Source organism: Sporosarcina sp. FSL K6-6792, assembly GCF_038004885.1.
GTDB lineage: Bacteria > Bacillota > Bacilli > Bacillales_A > Planococcaceae > Sporosarcina > Sporosarcina psychrophila.
In genome coordinates this window covers 760,044-777,260 of record NZ_JBBOSA010000001.1, presented here as the reverse complement: position 1 = coordinate 777,260, position 17,217 = coordinate 760,044, and the positions used below count along the sequence as shown (strand labels likewise).

The 17,217-nt window shown below is 37.3% G+C and carries 17 protein-coding genes and 1 riboswitch; of the genes, 15 read left to right on the top strand and 2 right to left on the bottom strand.

Translation table 11 applies throughout. The annotated features are described in order from the left end of the window. The first annotated feature begins 39 nt into the window (after positions 1 to 39). The gene (locus MKZ26_RS03895; RefSeq protein ID WP_340764532.1) at positions 40 to 1,143 is read left to right on the top strand and encodes a nitric oxide synthase oxygenase; all 1,104 of its coding nucleotides are present in this window, start codon (positions 40 to 42) and stop codon (positions 1,141 to 1,143) included. Positions 1,144 to 1,382: 239 nt separating this feature from the next. On the opposite strand, the gene MKZ26_RS03890 is transcribed toward MKZ26_RS03895, so the two are convergent. Next, entirely contained in the window at positions 1,383 to 2,060 is a 678-nt protein-coding gene (locus tag MKZ26_RS03890; protein WP_067208901.1) for an ABC transporter ATP-binding protein, read from the bottom strand. A gap of 1 nt (position 2,061) precedes the next feature. Beyond that, positions 2,062 to 3,096 (bottom strand): ABC transporter permease, encoded by a 1,035-nt coding sequence (locus MKZ26_RS03885; protein ID WP_340764530.1) that lies wholly within the window; start codon positions 3,094 to 3,096, stop codon positions 2,062 to 2,064. Between the two features lie 239 nt (positions 3,097 to 3,335). Here MKZ26_RS03885 and MKZ26_RS03880 point away from each other — a divergent pair, with 239 nt between their 5' ends. The 14 genes from MKZ26_RS03880 (at position 3,336) to cysC (ending at position 17,093) form a co-directional block, all read left to right on the top strand. Continuing rightward, a complete protein-coding gene (locus MKZ26_RS03880; protein ID WP_445683451.1) occupies positions 3,336 to 3,752 on the top strand; it encodes a HEAT repeat domain-containing protein in 417 nt (138 codons plus the stop codon). A 146-nt stretch (positions 3,753 to 3,898) separates the two neighbouring features. After that, positions 3,899 to 4,546 (top strand): GGDEF domain-containing protein, encoded by a 648-nt coding sequence (locus MKZ26_RS03875; protein ID WP_340764528.1) that lies wholly within the window; start codon positions 3,899 to 3,901, stop codon positions 4,544 to 4,546. A 736-nt stretch (positions 4,547 to 5,282) separates the two neighbouring features. Further along, entirely contained in the window at positions 5,283 to 6,095 is an 813-nt protein-coding gene (locus tag MKZ26_RS03870; protein WP_340764526.1) for a transporter substrate-binding domain-containing protein, read from the top strand. An 86-nt stretch (positions 6,096 to 6,181) separates the two neighbouring features. Then, complete coding sequence (locus tag MKZ26_RS03865; RefSeq protein ID WP_067208915.1) at positions 6,182 to 7,336, top strand: saccharopine dehydrogenase family protein; 1,155 nt, start codon at positions 6,182 to 6,184, stop codon at positions 7,334 to 7,336. Between the two features lie 43 nt (positions 7,337 to 7,379). Beyond that, the gene (locus MKZ26_RS03860; protein ID WP_067208918.1) at positions 7,380 to 8,036 is read left to right on the top strand and encodes an amino acid ABC transporter permease; all 657 of its coding nucleotides are present in this window, start codon (positions 7,380 to 7,382) and stop codon (positions 8,034 to 8,036) included. 43 nt (positions 8,037 to 8,079) lie between these two features. Beyond that, the gene (locus tag MKZ26_RS03855) at positions 8,080 to 8,823 is read left to right on the top strand and encodes an amino acid ABC transporter ATP-binding protein (protein ID WP_067213936.1); all 744 of its coding nucleotides are present in this window, start codon (positions 8,080 to 8,082) and stop codon (positions 8,821 to 8,823) included. Positions 8,824 to 9,329: 506 nt separating this feature from the next. Continuing rightward, on the top strand, positions 9,330 to 10,505 hold the full coding sequence (locus MKZ26_RS03850; RefSeq protein WP_340764523.1) for an acyl-CoA dehydrogenase family protein: 1,176 nt from the start codon (positions 9,330 to 9,332) through the stop codon (positions 10,503 to 10,505). 35 nt (positions 10,506 to 10,540) lie between these two features. Next, positions 10,541 to 11,395 carry a transporter substrate-binding domain-containing protein gene (locus MKZ26_RS03845; protein ID WP_187047878.1) on the top strand — a complete coding sequence of 285 codons (855 nt, stop codon included), beginning with the start codon at positions 10,541 to 10,543 and terminating at the stop codon, positions 11,393 to 11,395. 94 nt (positions 11,396 to 11,489) lie between these two features. Next, positions 11,490 to 12,197 carry an amino acid ABC transporter permease gene (locus MKZ26_RS03840; protein WP_340764521.1) on the top strand — a complete coding sequence of 236 codons (708 nt, stop codon included), beginning with the start codon at positions 11,490 to 11,492 and terminating at the stop codon, positions 12,195 to 12,197. A 12-nt stretch (positions 12,198 to 12,209) separates the two neighbouring features. Further along, positions 12,210 to 12,923, top strand: a complete 714-nt coding sequence (locus MKZ26_RS03835; protein ID WP_340764519.1) for an amino acid ABC transporter permease — start codon at positions 12,210 to 12,212, stop codon at positions 12,921 to 12,923. A 24-nt stretch (positions 12,924 to 12,947) separates the two neighbouring features. Then, complete coding sequence (locus tag MKZ26_RS03830; RefSeq protein WP_340764517.1) at positions 12,948 to 13,703, top strand: amino acid ABC transporter ATP-binding protein; 756 nt, start codon at positions 12,948 to 12,950, stop codon at positions 13,701 to 13,703. A gap of 156 nt (positions 13,704 to 13,859) precedes the next feature. Beyond that, complete coding sequence (locus MKZ26_RS03825; RefSeq protein WP_067208930.1) at positions 13,860 to 15,029, top strand: TraB/GumN family protein; 1,170 nt, start codon at positions 13,860 to 13,862, stop codon at positions 15,027 to 15,029. A 65-nt stretch (positions 15,030 to 15,094) separates the two neighbouring features. Beyond that, positions 15,095 to 16,003: a DMT family transporter gene (locus MKZ26_RS03820; protein WP_340764515.1), complete on the top strand. Its 909-nt coding sequence runs from the start codon at positions 15,095 to 15,097 to the stop codon at positions 16,001 to 16,003. A 166-nt stretch (positions 16,004 to 16,169) separates the two neighbouring features. Beyond that, positions 16,170 to 16,270, top strand: a riboswitch (SAM riboswitch). A 223-nt stretch (positions 16,271 to 16,493) separates the two neighbouring features. Beyond that, positions 16,494 to 17,093: an adenylyl-sulfate kinase gene (gene cysC / locus MKZ26_RS03815; protein ID WP_340764513.1), complete on the top strand. Its 600-nt coding sequence runs from the start codon at positions 16,494 to 16,496 to the stop codon at positions 17,091 to 17,093. Positions 17,094 to 17,217: the final 124 nt, after the last annotated feature.

Genomic DNA, 17,217 nt, shown 5'->3' with positions numbered 1-17,217 from the left:
TTTTGAATGGTATACTGGCAATATTGGAGATGATGAACTTTGAGTTTACATACTGAAAAACATAGATTACATCTAGAAGCCGTGCAATTCATACATAGATGTTATGCAGAACTTGGGATGACAACAGAGCAACAGATGAAGCGAATAGAGGAAGTGCGAAGTGAAATAAATGAAACTGGAACGTATAGCCATACTTCGCAAGAACTTCAACATGGAGCTAGAATGGCTTGGCGTAATAATAATCGTTGTATTGGACGTTTATTTTGGGACAGGCTTCAAGTGTTTGACGAGAGGGCATTAGAAACCGCTGAAGATGTGCAGAGCGCATTATTGAACCATATTGAATATGCGACAAATGACGGAAAAATTCGTTCATCGATTACGATTTTCCCACCACGACATAGCGGAATTGATCCGATACGAATATGGAACCATCAGCTTATACGCTACGCAGGATATGAAGAGGCTGAACAGATTATTGGAGATTCCACATCAGTTGAATTTACGAGGATGTGCGAAATGTTAGGTTGGAAAGGGGAGAGGACTCCTTATGATGTTCTTCCTCTTGTCTTTCAATTGGAAGGAGAATCGCCCCAAATCATTGAAATACCAAAAAAACTAGTAAAAGAAGTGACGATTACCCATCCACAACTAGAGTGTTTTGAAGAACTAGGTATAAAATGGTATGCGGTGCCAATTATCTCGGATATGCGGTTGGAGATTGGTGGGATTAACTATCCGACCGCTCCATTTAATGGATGGTATATGGGAACCGAAATCGGTGCGAGAAATTTGGCGGATGAAGATCGTTATAATCTACTCCCAAAAGTTGCAGAGTTGATGGGACTGGATACAAGATCAAACCGTTCACTATGGAAGGATAAAGCGCTAGTAGAACTAAATATTGCGGTGTTGAATTCTTATCAAAAAGCGGGTGTTACGTTAGTCGACCATCATACTGCCGCCAAGCAATTTAAAAGTTTTGAAAAAAATGAGTGTACAGTAGGGCGAGGTATTACAGGAAATTGGTCTTGGCTGATTCCACCACTTTCGCCTGCAACGACTCATGTCTTTCACAAACCTTATAGCAATGACGTCGTTAAACCAAATTATTTTCATCAGAAAAATCCGGGTGAAAGCTAATAGGATTTTATAATTCCGCAAAAAATCAGAGTATCCATTTGCACACTTGTTTGAAAAACATAAATTTATGAGATAAGAATAAAAACAGCCATGTAAGAGAATGGCTGTTTCGGGCAATCTATATTCAGGATATAGTAAGGGGAAAAATTAACTATACTTTCATGGAAATCTATCTCGCAAAAAAATATTTGAGCGGTTTTATCACTTTTAATTTCCCAGTTATACAAGTGGACATTTTTCTAAGATAACACCAATCCATCTTTCATTGTAATGATATGATCCGCAAAAGAAAGCATTTCTTCATCATGAGTTACCATCAACGTTGTAATGTTCAATGTTTTCGTCAACTCACGGATCAATGTCATGACGTCTTTCGATCTTTTAGAATCTAGGCTTGCTGTCGGCTCATCTGCAAACAACATCTTCGGTTTGTGGATAATCGCACGTGCAATTGCCACACGCTGTTTTTCACCCCCTGATAATGAAGCAGGGTAGGCATCTTTTCGATGATTCATATCCACCAATTTGAGGATTTTTTCGACTTCCACTTTTTGTTCACGTTTTTTAAGTTTGGTTTCAGAAACGTCAAGCATCAGCAATAATTGTTCTTCTACGGTTAGAAAAGGGACTAGGTGTGAGGATTGAAAGACAAATCCGAACTCGCTCGCTCTAATTTTTCTGATCTGATCCTGATTCATGTCAGTCATGTTTTGACCTTCAAATAGCACTTTTCCGTCCGTTGCACTTTGAAGTCCCGCTGCTATTGTAAGAATTGTACTTTTACCAGAACCTGAAGCGCCTACTAACGCTGTTATTTCACCTTCTCGAAGTGAAATATTAATCCCTTTTAATACTTGTTCGTCCACTTCACCATTCGTAAATGTTTTTGTAACTTCATCAATTGTGAAAATCGTCATATTAAACCTCTCCTTGTTGGATAGCTTGCAATGGTTCTACTTTTTTAATTTGCAGACCGGACAGCGTCGCCCCTATAAAGCCAATGATAAGGAATACAACCGATAATTGAACAGTTGTTTCAAGTGTTAAACTAAATGGCATTCCTTGAGGTGCAATTAAAGAGAAGCCTTGGCTTAAAGCAACTGACAGTCCAAGTGCAATCACGGTGATGAAAATCATCTGGTACCACATCATACCGAACAATCTGCTTGTTTTAACGCCAAGTGCTTTTAAGATGCCATATAATCCAATCTTTTGAACGTTCATCATGTAGAAGAATATTGCGAACAACATTCCACTAATGGCAACCAAAAACCAAATGATCATATTAAGTGACATCTGTTCTGCACTGTAACTTGGAATTGTATTGAGGAATTCTTTATTTGAAAATGATTGTAAACCCGTCACCACTGGTGCTTGTTCTGTACCTGGTACAAAAATCAATTGCATTTCATTGACACGGTAAATTTCTTTATAGTTTTCCATGTTAATAAAAGCAACAGGCGCATGGCTGTATTTCTTTTGTTCAACAAAGCCCATTACTTTAAATTCACCGCTAAACTGATTATTGGTTAATATATCGCCAACCTTAATCCCTTCATCTTCTAATGAACGATCTAGGATGACTTCTCCTTTACCGACAGTTTCAAACGATTTTGAATCTGTTGAAGTAACGAAAGCTATACTATACTGCTTGTCGTCCATATCGTTGACAAAACCCATCTGAATGGAGAGTGCATTTGCATCTTTTTGTTCATTTAAAACAGTGGTTTGTACGCTTTCATCTATTCTTGAAAGGTTGTATGTTTCGTTTGCATCAGCGTTCATGTAAAATTGACCATCTGGTAAATCTTTAATTAACGCTGCGTTATCTTGGGATAAACCGTTCGATAACCCCGAGATGATAAATGTTAAAAAGCTGACGAGAAAAATGATTGATCCTAAAATAATAAATTTTGTTTTATTCTTCTTAATTTCTTTCCATGCAATATTCATCTTTGCGCCCCCCGTATTTCTTAATAACTTAACTATAATCGGACTAGGTGAACGGAATATTAACAGATGATTACACTTAATAAGCGGCTGATTACATGAAAAAAGGTATGTAGTTCAGCAGATAATGGTACAATACATATTGAAGGGTATTGTATTTAATATGTAGCGTTACCCTTAACTAAACAGGATATTGAAATAGAAGGAGATTGGATCACTTGACTAATGGAATTAAAAACGAAATGCCGCCAAATTACGATGAATTACGGAAGGCAGTTAACCGAGCATCGAATTGGAGACTACGTTTAGAAGCTATTGAAGAATTAGGAAAATGGAAACATAAACGGACTATCGATGTACTTTTACACAGAATGAACAACGATGCCGTATATAAAGTGGTAGAAGCCGCTCACCGTAATCTTGTGAAATTTGGTGAAGATGTTGAATTACCACCACGAAATCGATTTGAACTGATTAAAGATGCCAACAAAGTTTTCCTTCGAATTAAGAAAAGCTTGCCAAGAGATCACTCGTTCGAAGAGTACAAAGAAAAGTTGAAAAATATGAGACTTGATTTGTATGATACCTATGAAGGTGACAAAGGCGATGAATTTGAAGCATGGCTTGAAAACGTTTGGGAGACGGCAAATAAAAAGTAAAACGTTTCAAAGTTATATACATACTGAAAAACGATTGCAAAATAGCTGCAATCGTTTTTCAGTATGTGTTGATTGTCATATTAAGTTGCGGGTAGTTCTTTAGTGGTGTATTATACCTATAGGAAATATGGAGATGAGTGAATAACATGAAATATAGTGGTAGAATAATCGCGATGTCAGTAGTTAGTTTATTCAATATTCTACGGTATTTTTATTATCATCAATATTTGGAGCTTCCATTTAAAGCGAACTTTTTTATTTTGACATTCATCTTTTTATCGGTTGCTTTGTGGTGTGGAATGCAGTTCGATCGAGTAAAATACTACTCTGAAAAAGATCCTTTAACGGATACTTACAACCGTCGAACGGTAGAAAAATATTTTCGGGAAATCACACGAACAATTAGAAACAAGAATCAAAAATTAGGTGTCATTATGATCGACCTCAACAAATTTAAAGAAATTAACGATACATATGGACATCATAAAGGTGATGAACTATTGATCCATCTTGCCTATATTATAAACAAGTCTGTTAAGAAGAGTGATAGGGTAGCACGTTGGGGTGGAGATGAATTTTTGATTCTAGTACCTACAAGTACTAATGATTTTGAGTCAGATTATATACAGGAATTTCAACGAAAATTGGAAAATGAGAACTTTGATGAATTCCCATCTGTAGGAGTATCTCTTGGCTTTTCGATTTATCCGGATGATGGGCAAGATTTTCAAGAGTTGATACAAATTGCTGATGGGGCGATGTATAAGGCAAAAGAAAAAGAAGTGGCTATATGAATATTGATGGTCACTTAATTCCCTTATAACACGGTCATTTCTTTCAAATGGATCTGGTGTAACGTCTGTACTCCTCCTTCTAATGTGCTAAGTTTTTTGCACATTAGAAGGAGGAGTTTTTTAAAATTCATATCATATTTTTAGTGTTGGCTTTGTTTAGTACGAGGCGAGAGGAAAAAAGAATGAATTTCTCTTGTTTGGGACCTGTCCAAACTCCCGTTGTTTAGCACACGGCAATTTCCATCGGAATGGCTATAATTGGAGTTCCAAAGCGCTCAAAAATCGATTAACTTGTTACGAATTATTGAGTAATCGATTTTAATTGGACTATATTCTTGTTTGATAATTGAAAAAAACACTGCCTACACCGCACGATGTTTAACGATTTATTGAGGATATGAATCTATACAAAATATGGTGATTTTTACTTGTTAAATTTACAGAAATTATTGAATTATTAGATATGTAGATTGACTTTCAAATATCTTTGTTCGATAATAAAGGAATAGGAAAGATGGTAGTTGCGCTACTGAGTACGGGGAAATTGGCAGGATAGATTATATTAACAGTGACTTTATCAGTATTTTAGTTGTATGATTCTTTAGTTTCTATTGCCATTCTAGTGTGTATGGAAAGCTAGTAAGCGTTTTCAATTCACATGAGACTAAACTGTTTTATCTGATGAAAAATGGAGAAAACAGATGAAAATAGTATGTAAATAGAAGGGGGAAAAGAAATGAAGAAGAATCTAATTTTGGTACTAATCACGATTTTTATGATTGGTATTATTGCGGGTTGTGGTACAGATAACGAAAAAGGGCAAGAAAAAGAAAGCAGTGGAAAAGGCGTGTTGGATCGCATTGAAAAATCGAAAGTATTGAATGTCGCTTTCGAAGGCACATATCCTCCCTTTAATTTTTTAAATGACAAAGATGAGTTTCAAGGTTTTGACGTAGATATCTCCAATGAAATAGCCAATAAATTAGGCGTCAAAGCCAACTTTATTGCAACAAAATGGGATGGACTAATCGGCGGTCTAAAGGCCGATAAATTTGATATCATCATTGGGCAGATGACTGTAACGGAAGAACGCAAAAAAAGCGTTGATTTCACTGACCCGTATGTCATAACTGGTTCCGTATTAATAACTCGTGAAGATACCGATGACATTACAAAACTTGAGGACATTAAAGGCAAGAAAGTCGGCGTTGGTGGTGGAACAACTTTTGAAGAAGTTGCGAATAGCGTCGAAGGTGCTGACGTGAAATTATACAAAGCTGTAAGTGACTATATTCAAGACCTTACGAATAAAAGGTTGGATGTCATTATCAACGACCAGTTATTAATGGCCTACAATATTAAAGAAAATAGCCTTCCATTAAAAATTACAAGTGACATAGTAAATAAAGATGAAATAGGGATGGCAGTTAATAAGGGAAACGAAGATTTTATTACGGAAGTAAATAAAGCATTGAGTGAAATGAAAGAGGATGGAACATATAATGATATTTATAAAAAATGGTTTGGAACAGAGCCTTTAGACAAATAAAAGTAAGCATAGAGTGATCAAAGGGGAGATATTGATTGCTCTATGTTTTATTACATGTAAAAACCAAGTATTGGGGGCAGATTAATTTGCACATTGCCATATTGGGAACCGGAATGATAGGTACGACAGTAGTTAGTGAAATTGCTAAATTTACTGGTATTGATGCAATTACAGCTGTTGATGTTAGTCAAGGGAGTATTGATAAGTGTTTAGAAATCGCCAATAATCCCAAAGTGATAGGGAAAGTGGCCACGTTAGAAACTGAGGATGATATTGCAAAAGTGCTAAAAGATGTAGACGTAGCTGTGGCGTGTCTACCACACTCATTGAGTTTATTAGCCGTAAAAGCTGCAATAAAAGCAAAATGCCATCTAGTGGACCTTGTCGGATCAAACTTTAATGAAAAAATAGCATTGGATAATGAAGCACAAGAAGCAGGTGTAATCATCATCCCTGGTTGTGGTGTTGCTCCCGGAATAACAAACTTTTTAGCTGCGCAAGGTATTGAGATGTTAGATGAAGCAGAGGAGGCAATCATGACTTGTGGTGGCATTCCAAGATATCCTGTTCCACCACTATGGTATCAAGTAGTTTTCCGTCTTGAAAGCGTATTAGGTCTTTATACAAAACCTGCAATGGCCGTTAAAGATGGAAAACTTGTAAAGTTGCCTCCTCTTTCAGGGCTAGAGAAGATTATTTTTCCAGATCCGGTAGGTGTCTGTGAAGCTGTTATTACAGATGCACATAGCACAGCGTTCATTTTAAAAGATAAAGTGAAAAATTTATATGAAAAAACGGTTCGCTATCCAGGACATTGGGGGAAAATGAGTGTTTTAGGCGAATTAGGTTTTTTAGATATCGATCCCATTACAATTGATGGAATTACAACTACGCCTCGTGCATTAGCAGAAAAAATACTAGCAACAAAAATGGTTGGAGATTCGAATGAAGATATTACTGTAGTAAGGGTTGAGGTAAGCGGGGTTAAAGGTGGAAAGTCCACAAAGTATACTTGGGAAATGATTGACTACTATGATCATGGCCGGAATATCACTTCAATGGCAAAAACTACTGCTATTCCTGCTTCATTGGCAGCCAAATGGATTGCTATGAAAAAAATAACAGAGACAGGTGTTGTTCCAATAGAAAGCATAATCATCAAAGATCGGTTTCAACCATTTATTGAAGAGTTGGCCAGTTTAGGAATTGAAATTGAACGTAAAGAGGAAACCATAGTATAATCAATGGTTTTACTGAGTAGCTTGTCTGACAGGGGGAGGATGTATGGACGCCACAATCATTATTGATTCATTACCATCTCTACTTAAAGCTACGTTGATGACCATTTTTTTGGCAGCTATATCAATAGTAATTGCACTCATTATTGGTTTTTTCACAGCAATCGTAAGGATAGTAAAAGTTAAAATCTTAAATGGGATCGCTAGTACCTACATTTCAATAATCCGTGGAACGCCACTTCTTGTGCAAATTTTTGTTATCTATTATGGTTTACCGCAAGTAGGAATTGCTTTAGACCCGATATCATCGGGGATCTTAGCCTTAAGTTTAAATGCAGGTGCATATCTGTCTGAATCTTTTCGCGCATCAATACTTGCTGTGGACAATGGGCAAATGGAAGCGTCAATGTCAATGGGAATGACCTATTCTCAAGCCTTAAGGAGAATAATACTACCACAGAGTCTACGAATTGCTATTCCCACATTGTCAAACACATTTATCGTGCTTATTAAAGATACTTCACTTGTCTCTGTCATCACTGTAACGGAATTATTACAAATGTCGAGCTTGATAATCGCAAAAACATTTGAACCCCTCACGATTTATTTAATTGCCGCTGCAATTTATTGGGTTCTCATAACTTTCTTTACAACGCTATTAAACAAACTAGAGATTAAAACATCCAACTATTTGGTTCGTTAAATAAAATATTTGAAAATACTAATGTGAGGAGAATACCATGAGTATTATTCAAATTACCAATTTGAAAAAGAGCTTTGGATTGAATGAAGTTTTGCAGGGAATCGACCTAACTATAAATAAGAGTGAAGTGGTCGTAATAATGGGGCCAAGTGGATCTGGGAAATCAACTTTTTTACGTTGTTTAACTTTCTTGGAGGAGCCATCCGATGGAATCATTGAAATTGGTGAGTTTACAGTGCTTGCAGGTGGAAAAATAGAACGCAAACGAAAAAAAGTAATAAGAGAATTAAGGAAAAAAACAGGATTTGTGTTTCAGTCGTTCAATCTATTCCCTCATAAAACCGCCATTGAAAATGTAATGGAAGGACCTATTATTATTCATGGAACTAAACCGGTCGAGGCGAGGAAATTAGCGGAAGCATTGCTTATTAAAGTTGGACTTGGGGACCGTTGTGATCATTATCCAGCCCAACTGTCGGGTGGCCAACAGCAAAGGGTAGCAATCGCCAGGTCGCTTGCATTGAATCCGTTGGTTATGCTCTTCGATGAACCTACTTCTGCTCTCGACCCAGAACTTGTTCGTGAAGTTTTGCAAGTTATTAAAGATTTGGCTCAAGAGGGAATGACTATGATAATTGTGACACATGAAATGAACTTTGCGAAAGATGTCGCCGATAGGATCGTATTTATGGATGAAGGATTAATTGTTGAGCAAGGAACGTCAGCAGAAATATTTCAAACTCCAAAAGAGGAAAGGACAAGACGATTTTTGTCAAAAGTAGAATAATTGCAGCGCCTCCTTCTATGGCATAAAGTCTTGTAAGTAGTTTTTATGTCTATAAAAATTACAAATTAACGCTTGATGCATATATGTTGAAAACACCTTTTCGCCTTTCATTTAATCTGAAATAATAGGAGCGCAATGAAGTTAATCATCAATCATAGTGGGGGGGCTTACTGCCCGTTAGTGCGCAATAAAGAATATCATATTATAATCAATGAAAATGGCTACAATTTAATTACAGGTGTCTGTATTCCTGATTAAATCGGCATCGTGTATGAGACTGTTAGGTAAGTAATCTTTTAACCATATAATAGCTAATACCTCTTTCGATTTAGAAAGGGGTATTTTTTATCGTAAATTCATAAAAGAGCGAATTATCTTGACAGAGTAATTATTCGTAGCTTACTATTAGTTAAATTCCGATGAAACCTATCGGAATGATTAGCATAGTATAAACTACTAATTAAAAGATAGCTTAGCTTCATTAGAAGACATTAGGGGGAGAAATGGTGAATAGCATATTTGTCAAAACAGAACGTCAAAAGACTTGGTTAGAGAAGTTGTATAAGAAAGAAATAAATTTCAAAAATACGTCAGCACAAACTGATGAGTTAGCCATCTTCCCTACGGAAAACATTCAAGAGTTAATCCAAATGGGTTATACGAGTAGTACAATTCCAACAGCTTACGGCGGAGAAGGGTTAAAGGTGTACGATATGGTACTCCTTCAAGAAACATTAGCGAGTTTTGATGGAAATACAGCACTTTCCATCGGATGGAATCTCGGAGTTGTCGGAGAACTTTTCGGAAAAGGGTTATGGAATGATAAAAATCTTGAATTCTTTGCCAAGGAAGTTCTGAATGGAGCTTTAGTGAACCGCTCTGTGAGTGAAGCACAAACAGGGAGTCCAACTCGGGGAGGACGTCCTGGTACAAATGCGGTAAAACAAGATGGTTCATGGGTATTATCGGGACGTAAAACATTTACAACGGCTTCTCCAGTATTAACATATTTTCTAACATCTGCGTGGATTGAAGAACAACAACAAGTAGGATTCTTCCTGCTTCACAAAGATTTAGAAGGACTAACAATTGATCATACATGGGACGTCATTTCAATGAGAGGAACTGGAAGTCACGATCTCGTTCTCGATAATGTCAAAGTCGAAGAGTCAAAACTTGTTGAACTTCCTGACAAGCCAAGTGGCGCTCCGTTTAGTGGTTGGCTTCTTCACATACCAGCATGTTATCTAGGAATTGCACAGGCAGCACGTGATTATGCTGTGCATTTTGCAAATAATTATTCACCTAACAGCCTGAATGGACCAATTAGTCAATTGCCAAATGTTCAACAATTACTAGGAGAAATTGATTTGGAATTAACCCAGGCAAGGCATCTGATTTATAGTGTGGCGGAGGCCTATGATGATGAATCACGAAGAGGCTATCTGACAAATGAGGTCGCTGTTGTCAAGCACACCATTACGAATTCAGCCATTACGATTGTCGATAAAGCAATGAGAATTGTAGGTGCAAAAAGTCTTCAACGGACGAATCCATTACAGCGCTATTATCGGGATGTCAGGGCAGGTTTGCACAATCCTCCTATGGACGATATGACAATTAAGAAATTGGCACTGACTGCAATTGAACAAGATACAATAAAAAACGCTATCCAAATGTAAGCATATTGGATTGAAGCGAAAAAGGGGATTTCATGATGAGAAGAAGAAGCGTGTTTCAACTTGCGGCAATTGGTTTAGCATTAACTACTATTTTAGCTGGATGTAACTCAAGTAAAGCGGCCGATGGTAATGATTCAGACATACAAAAAGTGAAAATCGCCTATGATCAAGCTTCAAAACCAATGTCCTGGTTGGATGAAAAAGGAAATGCAACTGGATATGATGTTGAAGTGATGAAACTAGTTGATGAATTACTTCCACAATACGAATTTGAGTACGTTGGAACGACAAGCGATGACCTACTTGTGGGTGTCGAACAAGGGAAATACCAGGTAGGGGTTAAAAATGCATTTTGGACACAAGAAAGAACAGAAAAATTTATCTTCCCGAAAGAATTTATCGGCTTAAGCAGTGCGGGTCTTGTGCTTAAGAAAGAGAATGAACATATCAAATCCCTATCAGACTTCGCTTCTGCCGGCTTTTCGTTGGCACCTATTGCAGCTAATAATGCTCAATACACTGTAATTGATGAATATAACAAAGAAAATCCGGGTAATAAAGTGCAGTTGAAAGCTGGAGATGCTTTCACAGTTGACGTTGTTCAGTGGGTGAATGAAGGTCGCGTAGATGGTGGTGTTATCATTGAGGGTCCTTTTGAAAAGCAAGTGACTGCTGAAGATGGCCCGTATCATAATCTGGCAGACGAGGTTGTTTACAATGAATTTGCAGTCATAAAAACATGGCCTTTATTCAATAAGAAAGAACAGGAATTTGCGGATGCCTATGATCAAGCAGTTAAACAATTGAAAGAAGAAAAGAAGACAAGTGAATTAAGCACATCGTTTTACGGCAGAGATTTGTTTGAAGTGTTGGACGCTGTAGAGAGATAACGCTAAAGATATAAAGGCTGTTGGGTGTGCGATATGCTCAACAGCCTTTGTCAATCAAATGGTTACAATTTGAAAATGAAAGCGGGGTGGATACATGGAGAAGTATTTTGACGCATCATATATATGGGAATCCATCCCACTACTAATTCCTTTTTTAAAAATGACATTTATGGTTGCAGGTCTTTCCGTCCTGTTCGGTACGTTCCTGGGCTTTATCTTAACGGCGGCGAAAATAGGGAAAAGTAAATTTGCAAGGAAGGTAGCTAATGGTTATACAACGATATTAAGGTGTACACCCTCTATCGTACTCCTTTTTTTAGTATATTATGGACTTCCTGCAATCGGTGATCGTGTCGGTCTGAATTTGAACAATATACACACAGCTGTATTTGTCATAATCACTTTTACACTTCAATTTGCGGCGGCTATGTCCGAGGTCATGCGCTCAGCTTTTCAATCAATTGACAAGGGACAATTTGAGGCCGCAGTAAGTGTTGGGCTAAGCAATTCACAGGCTTATAGACGAATCGTATTTCCCCAAGCTTTTGTAGTCGCATTACCGAACTTTGGAAACAGCTTGCTGGCAGTACTTCAAGAAGGATCGTTAGCATATACAATCGGGTTGATAGATGTTGTCGGAAAAGCAAATCTTATTATTGCGGGCAACTATAACGCACATGCATTAGAAATATTTCTTGCATTAGCAATTATTTACTGGATACTTTCAATAGCAATTGAACAGTTCTTCTTAAAATTAGAGAAAGTATTTAGTAAGGGGAAACAAGGATTGAAAACTGTATAGGGGGGTGAGAAAGTGTCTGAAGGATTAAATTACAAGTTTTTAGTAGATACATTTTTTATCGCATTATCAGGTGTTCCTATAGCGCTATTCATTACAATTGTAGCTTTGCTCTTTGCGTTGCCGTTAGGATTTTTACTGGCACTAACAAGAATCAATCGAATTCCCGTGTTACATCGTTTTGCACAAGTATACGTTTCTTTTGTCAGAGGAACCCCAATTATCATTCAGATTTTCATCGTCTATAGTAGTGTCCCCTTATTGCTAAGTTCACTATTTACAAAGTTTAATATTGGGATGAATGTGTATGAAGTGAATCCAATTTGGTACGCATTCATTGTCTTCACTTTTAACACTACAGCGGTCCTGATTGAAGTTTTTCGCTCTGCACTAAGCACGGTGAACAAGGGGCAGTTGGAAGCTGCCCAATCAGTGGGGCTAACGAATGTGCAAGCATACAGAAGAATTATTATTCCACAGGCATTGGTCGTTGCAATGCCGAATATCTGTACAGCGACAGTCAACTTAATCAAAGCGACATCTCTCGGGTATGCAATGTCATTACAAGAAATTACGTTGAAAGCAAAAGTGGCAGCGAACGTAGGCTACAATTATGTTGAGGCCTATATCGATATCTTTCTTGTCTATTTACTGTTATGCAGTGCAGTCGAATTCGCATTTAAACTATATGAAAAACGTTTGAGTAAATATAAACCGTCAGTCGTTTAAGTATGAAAAGGAGGGATCCGAAGCATGTTAGAAATTAGAGATATCCATAAGTCATTCGGTAAAACTGAAATCTTAAAAGGTGTTGACGTAACAATAGATAAAGGCGATGTTGTTGTTATACTGGGGCCAAGTGGATCCGGTAAGACAACATTACTGAGATGTATCAATTTTTTAGAAAAAGCGGATCAAGGCCGTGCTATTTTTGGGGATATAGACGTGAATTTAAAAACAGCATCCAAAAAACAAATCCATCAGATTAGACAGAAAATCGCTTTTGTATTTCAAAACAATAATTTGTTCAATAATAAAACAGCTTTAGAAAACGTTACAGAAGGACTTATTATCGGAAGAAAAATCCCGACAGCAGAAGCGGTTGAGATAGGGAAAAAAGCGTTGGATAAAGTGGGGCTGTCGGATAAATACAATGCATATCCCAGTGAATTATCGGGAGGGCAGCAGCAAAGGGTAGGCATTGCAAGAGCAGTTGCTTTGAATCCAGACATTATTTTATTTGACGAACCAACTTCTGCATTGGATCCAGAATTAGTCGGGGAAGTTTTGACAGTTATGAAGAATATCGCGAAAGAAGGAACAACTATGTTAGTTGTCACACATGAAATGGGTTTTGCGAAGGATGTAGCTAACAAAGTAATATTTATGGATGGGGGAGTCGTAGTAGAGGAAGGAGCACCCCATGAAATCTTTGTAAATCCAAAGGAAGAACGAACACAGAAATTTTTAAAAAGGGTATTGCCCGAGGACTTTACGTATCATATTTAATAGTCATTATCCATGAGGGTGACTTTCATTATATTAATAATGAAAGATAATTGAAATTTCATTCAAACTGATTCATTATAATAACTAGACCGTCTTTTTAGTAAACCTTGGCTTAAGGTTGCTCAGAAGAAATAAGTTCATAAAGGAAGTTTGTCAATGCAAGAGACTAACATTACGAGAATAGAATTAGACGGTAGAGAACTAATACTTATTGGAACTGCCCATGTTTCCAAGCAAAGTGCAGAACAAGTAAAAGAGGTAATCGACAAGGAAAGACCCGATTCAGTATGCATTGAATTGGATGAACAAAGGTTTCAATCTATAATGGATAGTAATAAGTGGAAAGAAACGGATATTTTCAAGGTGATTAAAGAGAAGAAAGCTACATTGCTCTTAATGAATCTGGCAATATCCTCCTTTCAAAATCGTTTGGCAAAGCAATTTGATATTAAACCTGGACAGGAAATGATTCAGGGGATTGAATCAGCAAAAGAAGTCGGTGCAAATTTGGTGCTTGCTGACCGTAATATCCAAATTACTTTTTCCCGAATTTGGGGGAATATTGGACTTAAGGGGAAAAGTCAGCTTCTGATGTCGGTTTTTTATAGTATCTTCAGCAAAGAGACGATTTCTGAAGAAGAATTGGAGAAAATGAAATCAAAGGACACGCTAAATGCCGTTCTAACTGACTTTACGGAATCATTTCCAAGGTTAAAGACGCCCTTAATCGATGAGAGAGACCAGTATTTAGCACAGAAAATCAAAGATGCACCAGGTAAAAAGGTCGTTGCAGTCATTGGTGCAGCACATGTTCCAGGGATTACAAAAGAAATCTATAATGACCATGATTTAGTCGCATTAGCGCAAACACCACCAAAATCAAAAATCCCAAAAATTATCGGATGGGCAATTCCGATTCTTCTATTATCAATTATCGCCTACACCTTTATCGCAAATCCATCTGCCGGTTTCGATCAAGCGTTAAGCTGGGTCTTATGGACAGGTAGCCTGTCAGCTATTGGTGCTGCGGTGGCTCTTGGACACCCGCTGGCCATTTTAGCGGCCTTTGTATCAGCCCCTATTACTACCTTGCATCCACTGATAGCGGCCGGTTGGGTTTCAGGAATTGTTCAAGCATTTTTTCGCCGCCCAAGTGTTGGTGATTTTGAAACGCTTTCTGCAGATGTTTTTACGATTAAAGGTTTTTGGGCAAATAAGGTGACACGGGTCTTGTTGGTAATCGTTTTGACTAACTTGGGAGGAACGTTGGGGACCTTCTTAGGCGGAGCCGACGTTATCCGTGTATTCTTTGAAAACTTAAAGTGAAATCAATTGATCAGCATTTTCTTTTAAACGTTTTATAGTAATAATGGGGTGGGGGTGGGGACCGGATGAATCGAATCAGTTTTTGCTTGTTAGTGATTTTGACGACTGGACTAATGGGTTCTTCTTTTACAATAGGGAAGTTAGGGTTAGCCTATTCATCTCCACTCCTATTAGTCGCTCTGCGTTTTACGCTTGCAGGGATTATTATGGCAACTATCGTTAAAATCTTAAACAAGCCACATCCAGTAAAAGCAATCGACTGGTTGTGGCTTGTTCTAATTGGACTTTTCCAAACAGCTTTTGTAATGGGCTGTATATTTATGGCACTGCGTACAATCACTTCTGGAGAGACGTCTATCCTAACGTTTATGAATCCTTTACTCGTTGTCGTTTTTGGGACGCTTTTTTTAAAATCGCGTTACCATATTCAGCAATGGATAGGTGTACTGTTAGGTTTTATCGGGGTTTTTCTCACGTTAGGTTCACATCTTGACTTTAAAGTCGGTACCATATTAGGGCTTTTGTCGGCTGTTTCATGGGCGATTGCTACGCTATTGATAAAAATACATGGTTTCAAATTTGATACGTATGTAATGACAGCCTATCAAATGCTTTTTGGTGGATTAATTCTCTTTCTGGGAAGCTTACTACTGGAAGAGACTTTCTTTAAAATGACTACTCAATCTATCCTGATTTTGTTATGGCTTACCATTGCAGCTTCAATTATTCAGTTTTCTATTTGGTTTTATCTTCTCCAAAGAGGTAATCAAGAACGAACTAGTGCATTCCTTTTTTTAGCGCCATTCTTCGGTGTACTCACAGGATGGTTTTTACTCCATGAAAGACTAACCTGGTCTATCCTTTTTGGTGGCTTACTAATATTTGCAGGAATCTTTCTTGTTAATTGGAAAAATAATTATGAAAAGGAAATAGAGAAAACCAATGAGAACAACGAAAGGTTAAGTGAGAGTTAACAAACATATTTCCTAGCGCACTGAAAAGTAGTTTAAAGTGCCTTTTATATGTGCAAGAAGATCGCCTTTAATTCCAACTAAACTGATATGATTGAAAATAAATTCTGATAAGTCATTGACTTTGAATTTTTGATAATGTAGTATTGGTCTCAACTTAATAGTTTATATCTTATCTAGAGAGGTTGAGGGACTGGCCCGATGAAACCTCGGCAACAGACTGTTTAGTACTGTGCCAATTCCAGTAAACGAAAGTTTAGCAGATAAGAGGAGTAATATGTGTTCGATTCTATTAACCTCTTCTTGCTCTATTTAGAAGTGGTTTTTTTATTTCTTTACTGTAAAGGTTGTAAGTCATTTATCATTTTAACAATTTCATACATGCTAATTAGACAACTAAAGGCAACTTTCTAATCGATTATTTGAATCGGAAAAAGGTGTCTTTTTTGTATATAAAAATTAAACTGAAACAAATGATTTAGGGGGGCAAACAATGACAGAGTCTACAAATATCGTTTGGCATGAATCAGAGGTAACAAAAGAAAATCGTCAAGAACTAAAGGGCCATAAGAGTGCTATTCTTTGGTTCACAGGGCTATCAGGGTCAGGGAAATCAACAGTTTCAGTAGCGCTAGAAACAGAGTTACACGCGAAAGGCATTCACACTTATCGACTGGATGGAGATAATGTCCGGCACGGTTTAAATAAGAATCTGGGGTTTAGTCCAAATGATCGGACGGAAAATATTCGCAGAATCGGTGAAGTTTCAAAACTTATGGTCGACGCTGGCTTATTCACATTGACAGCATTCATATCGCCTTATCAGGAAGATCGAGATCAGGTGCGAGAAATTGTCAAATCCGATGAGTTTATCGAAATATACGTCAAGGCCAGTTTAGAAACTTGTGAAGAACGGGATCCGAAGGGGCTTTATAAGAAAGCAAGATTGGGTGAAATTAAAGGCTTTACAGGAATTGATGCTCCTTATGAAGAACCTGTTAACCCGGAAATAATCATTGATACCAATCAATTAAATATTGTAGAGTCTGTCAAAGTCATCGTTTCTTATTTAAAAGAAAATAACTATATCTAAAAAAATTACTCAATGCGTAACATATTGGGGTTTTAGGAATAGAATGTATTTAAACCTACTTGACACATAGGATTAATAAAGTTAATATAAACGCTAATCACATGCCGACTGGAAATCCAGAAGC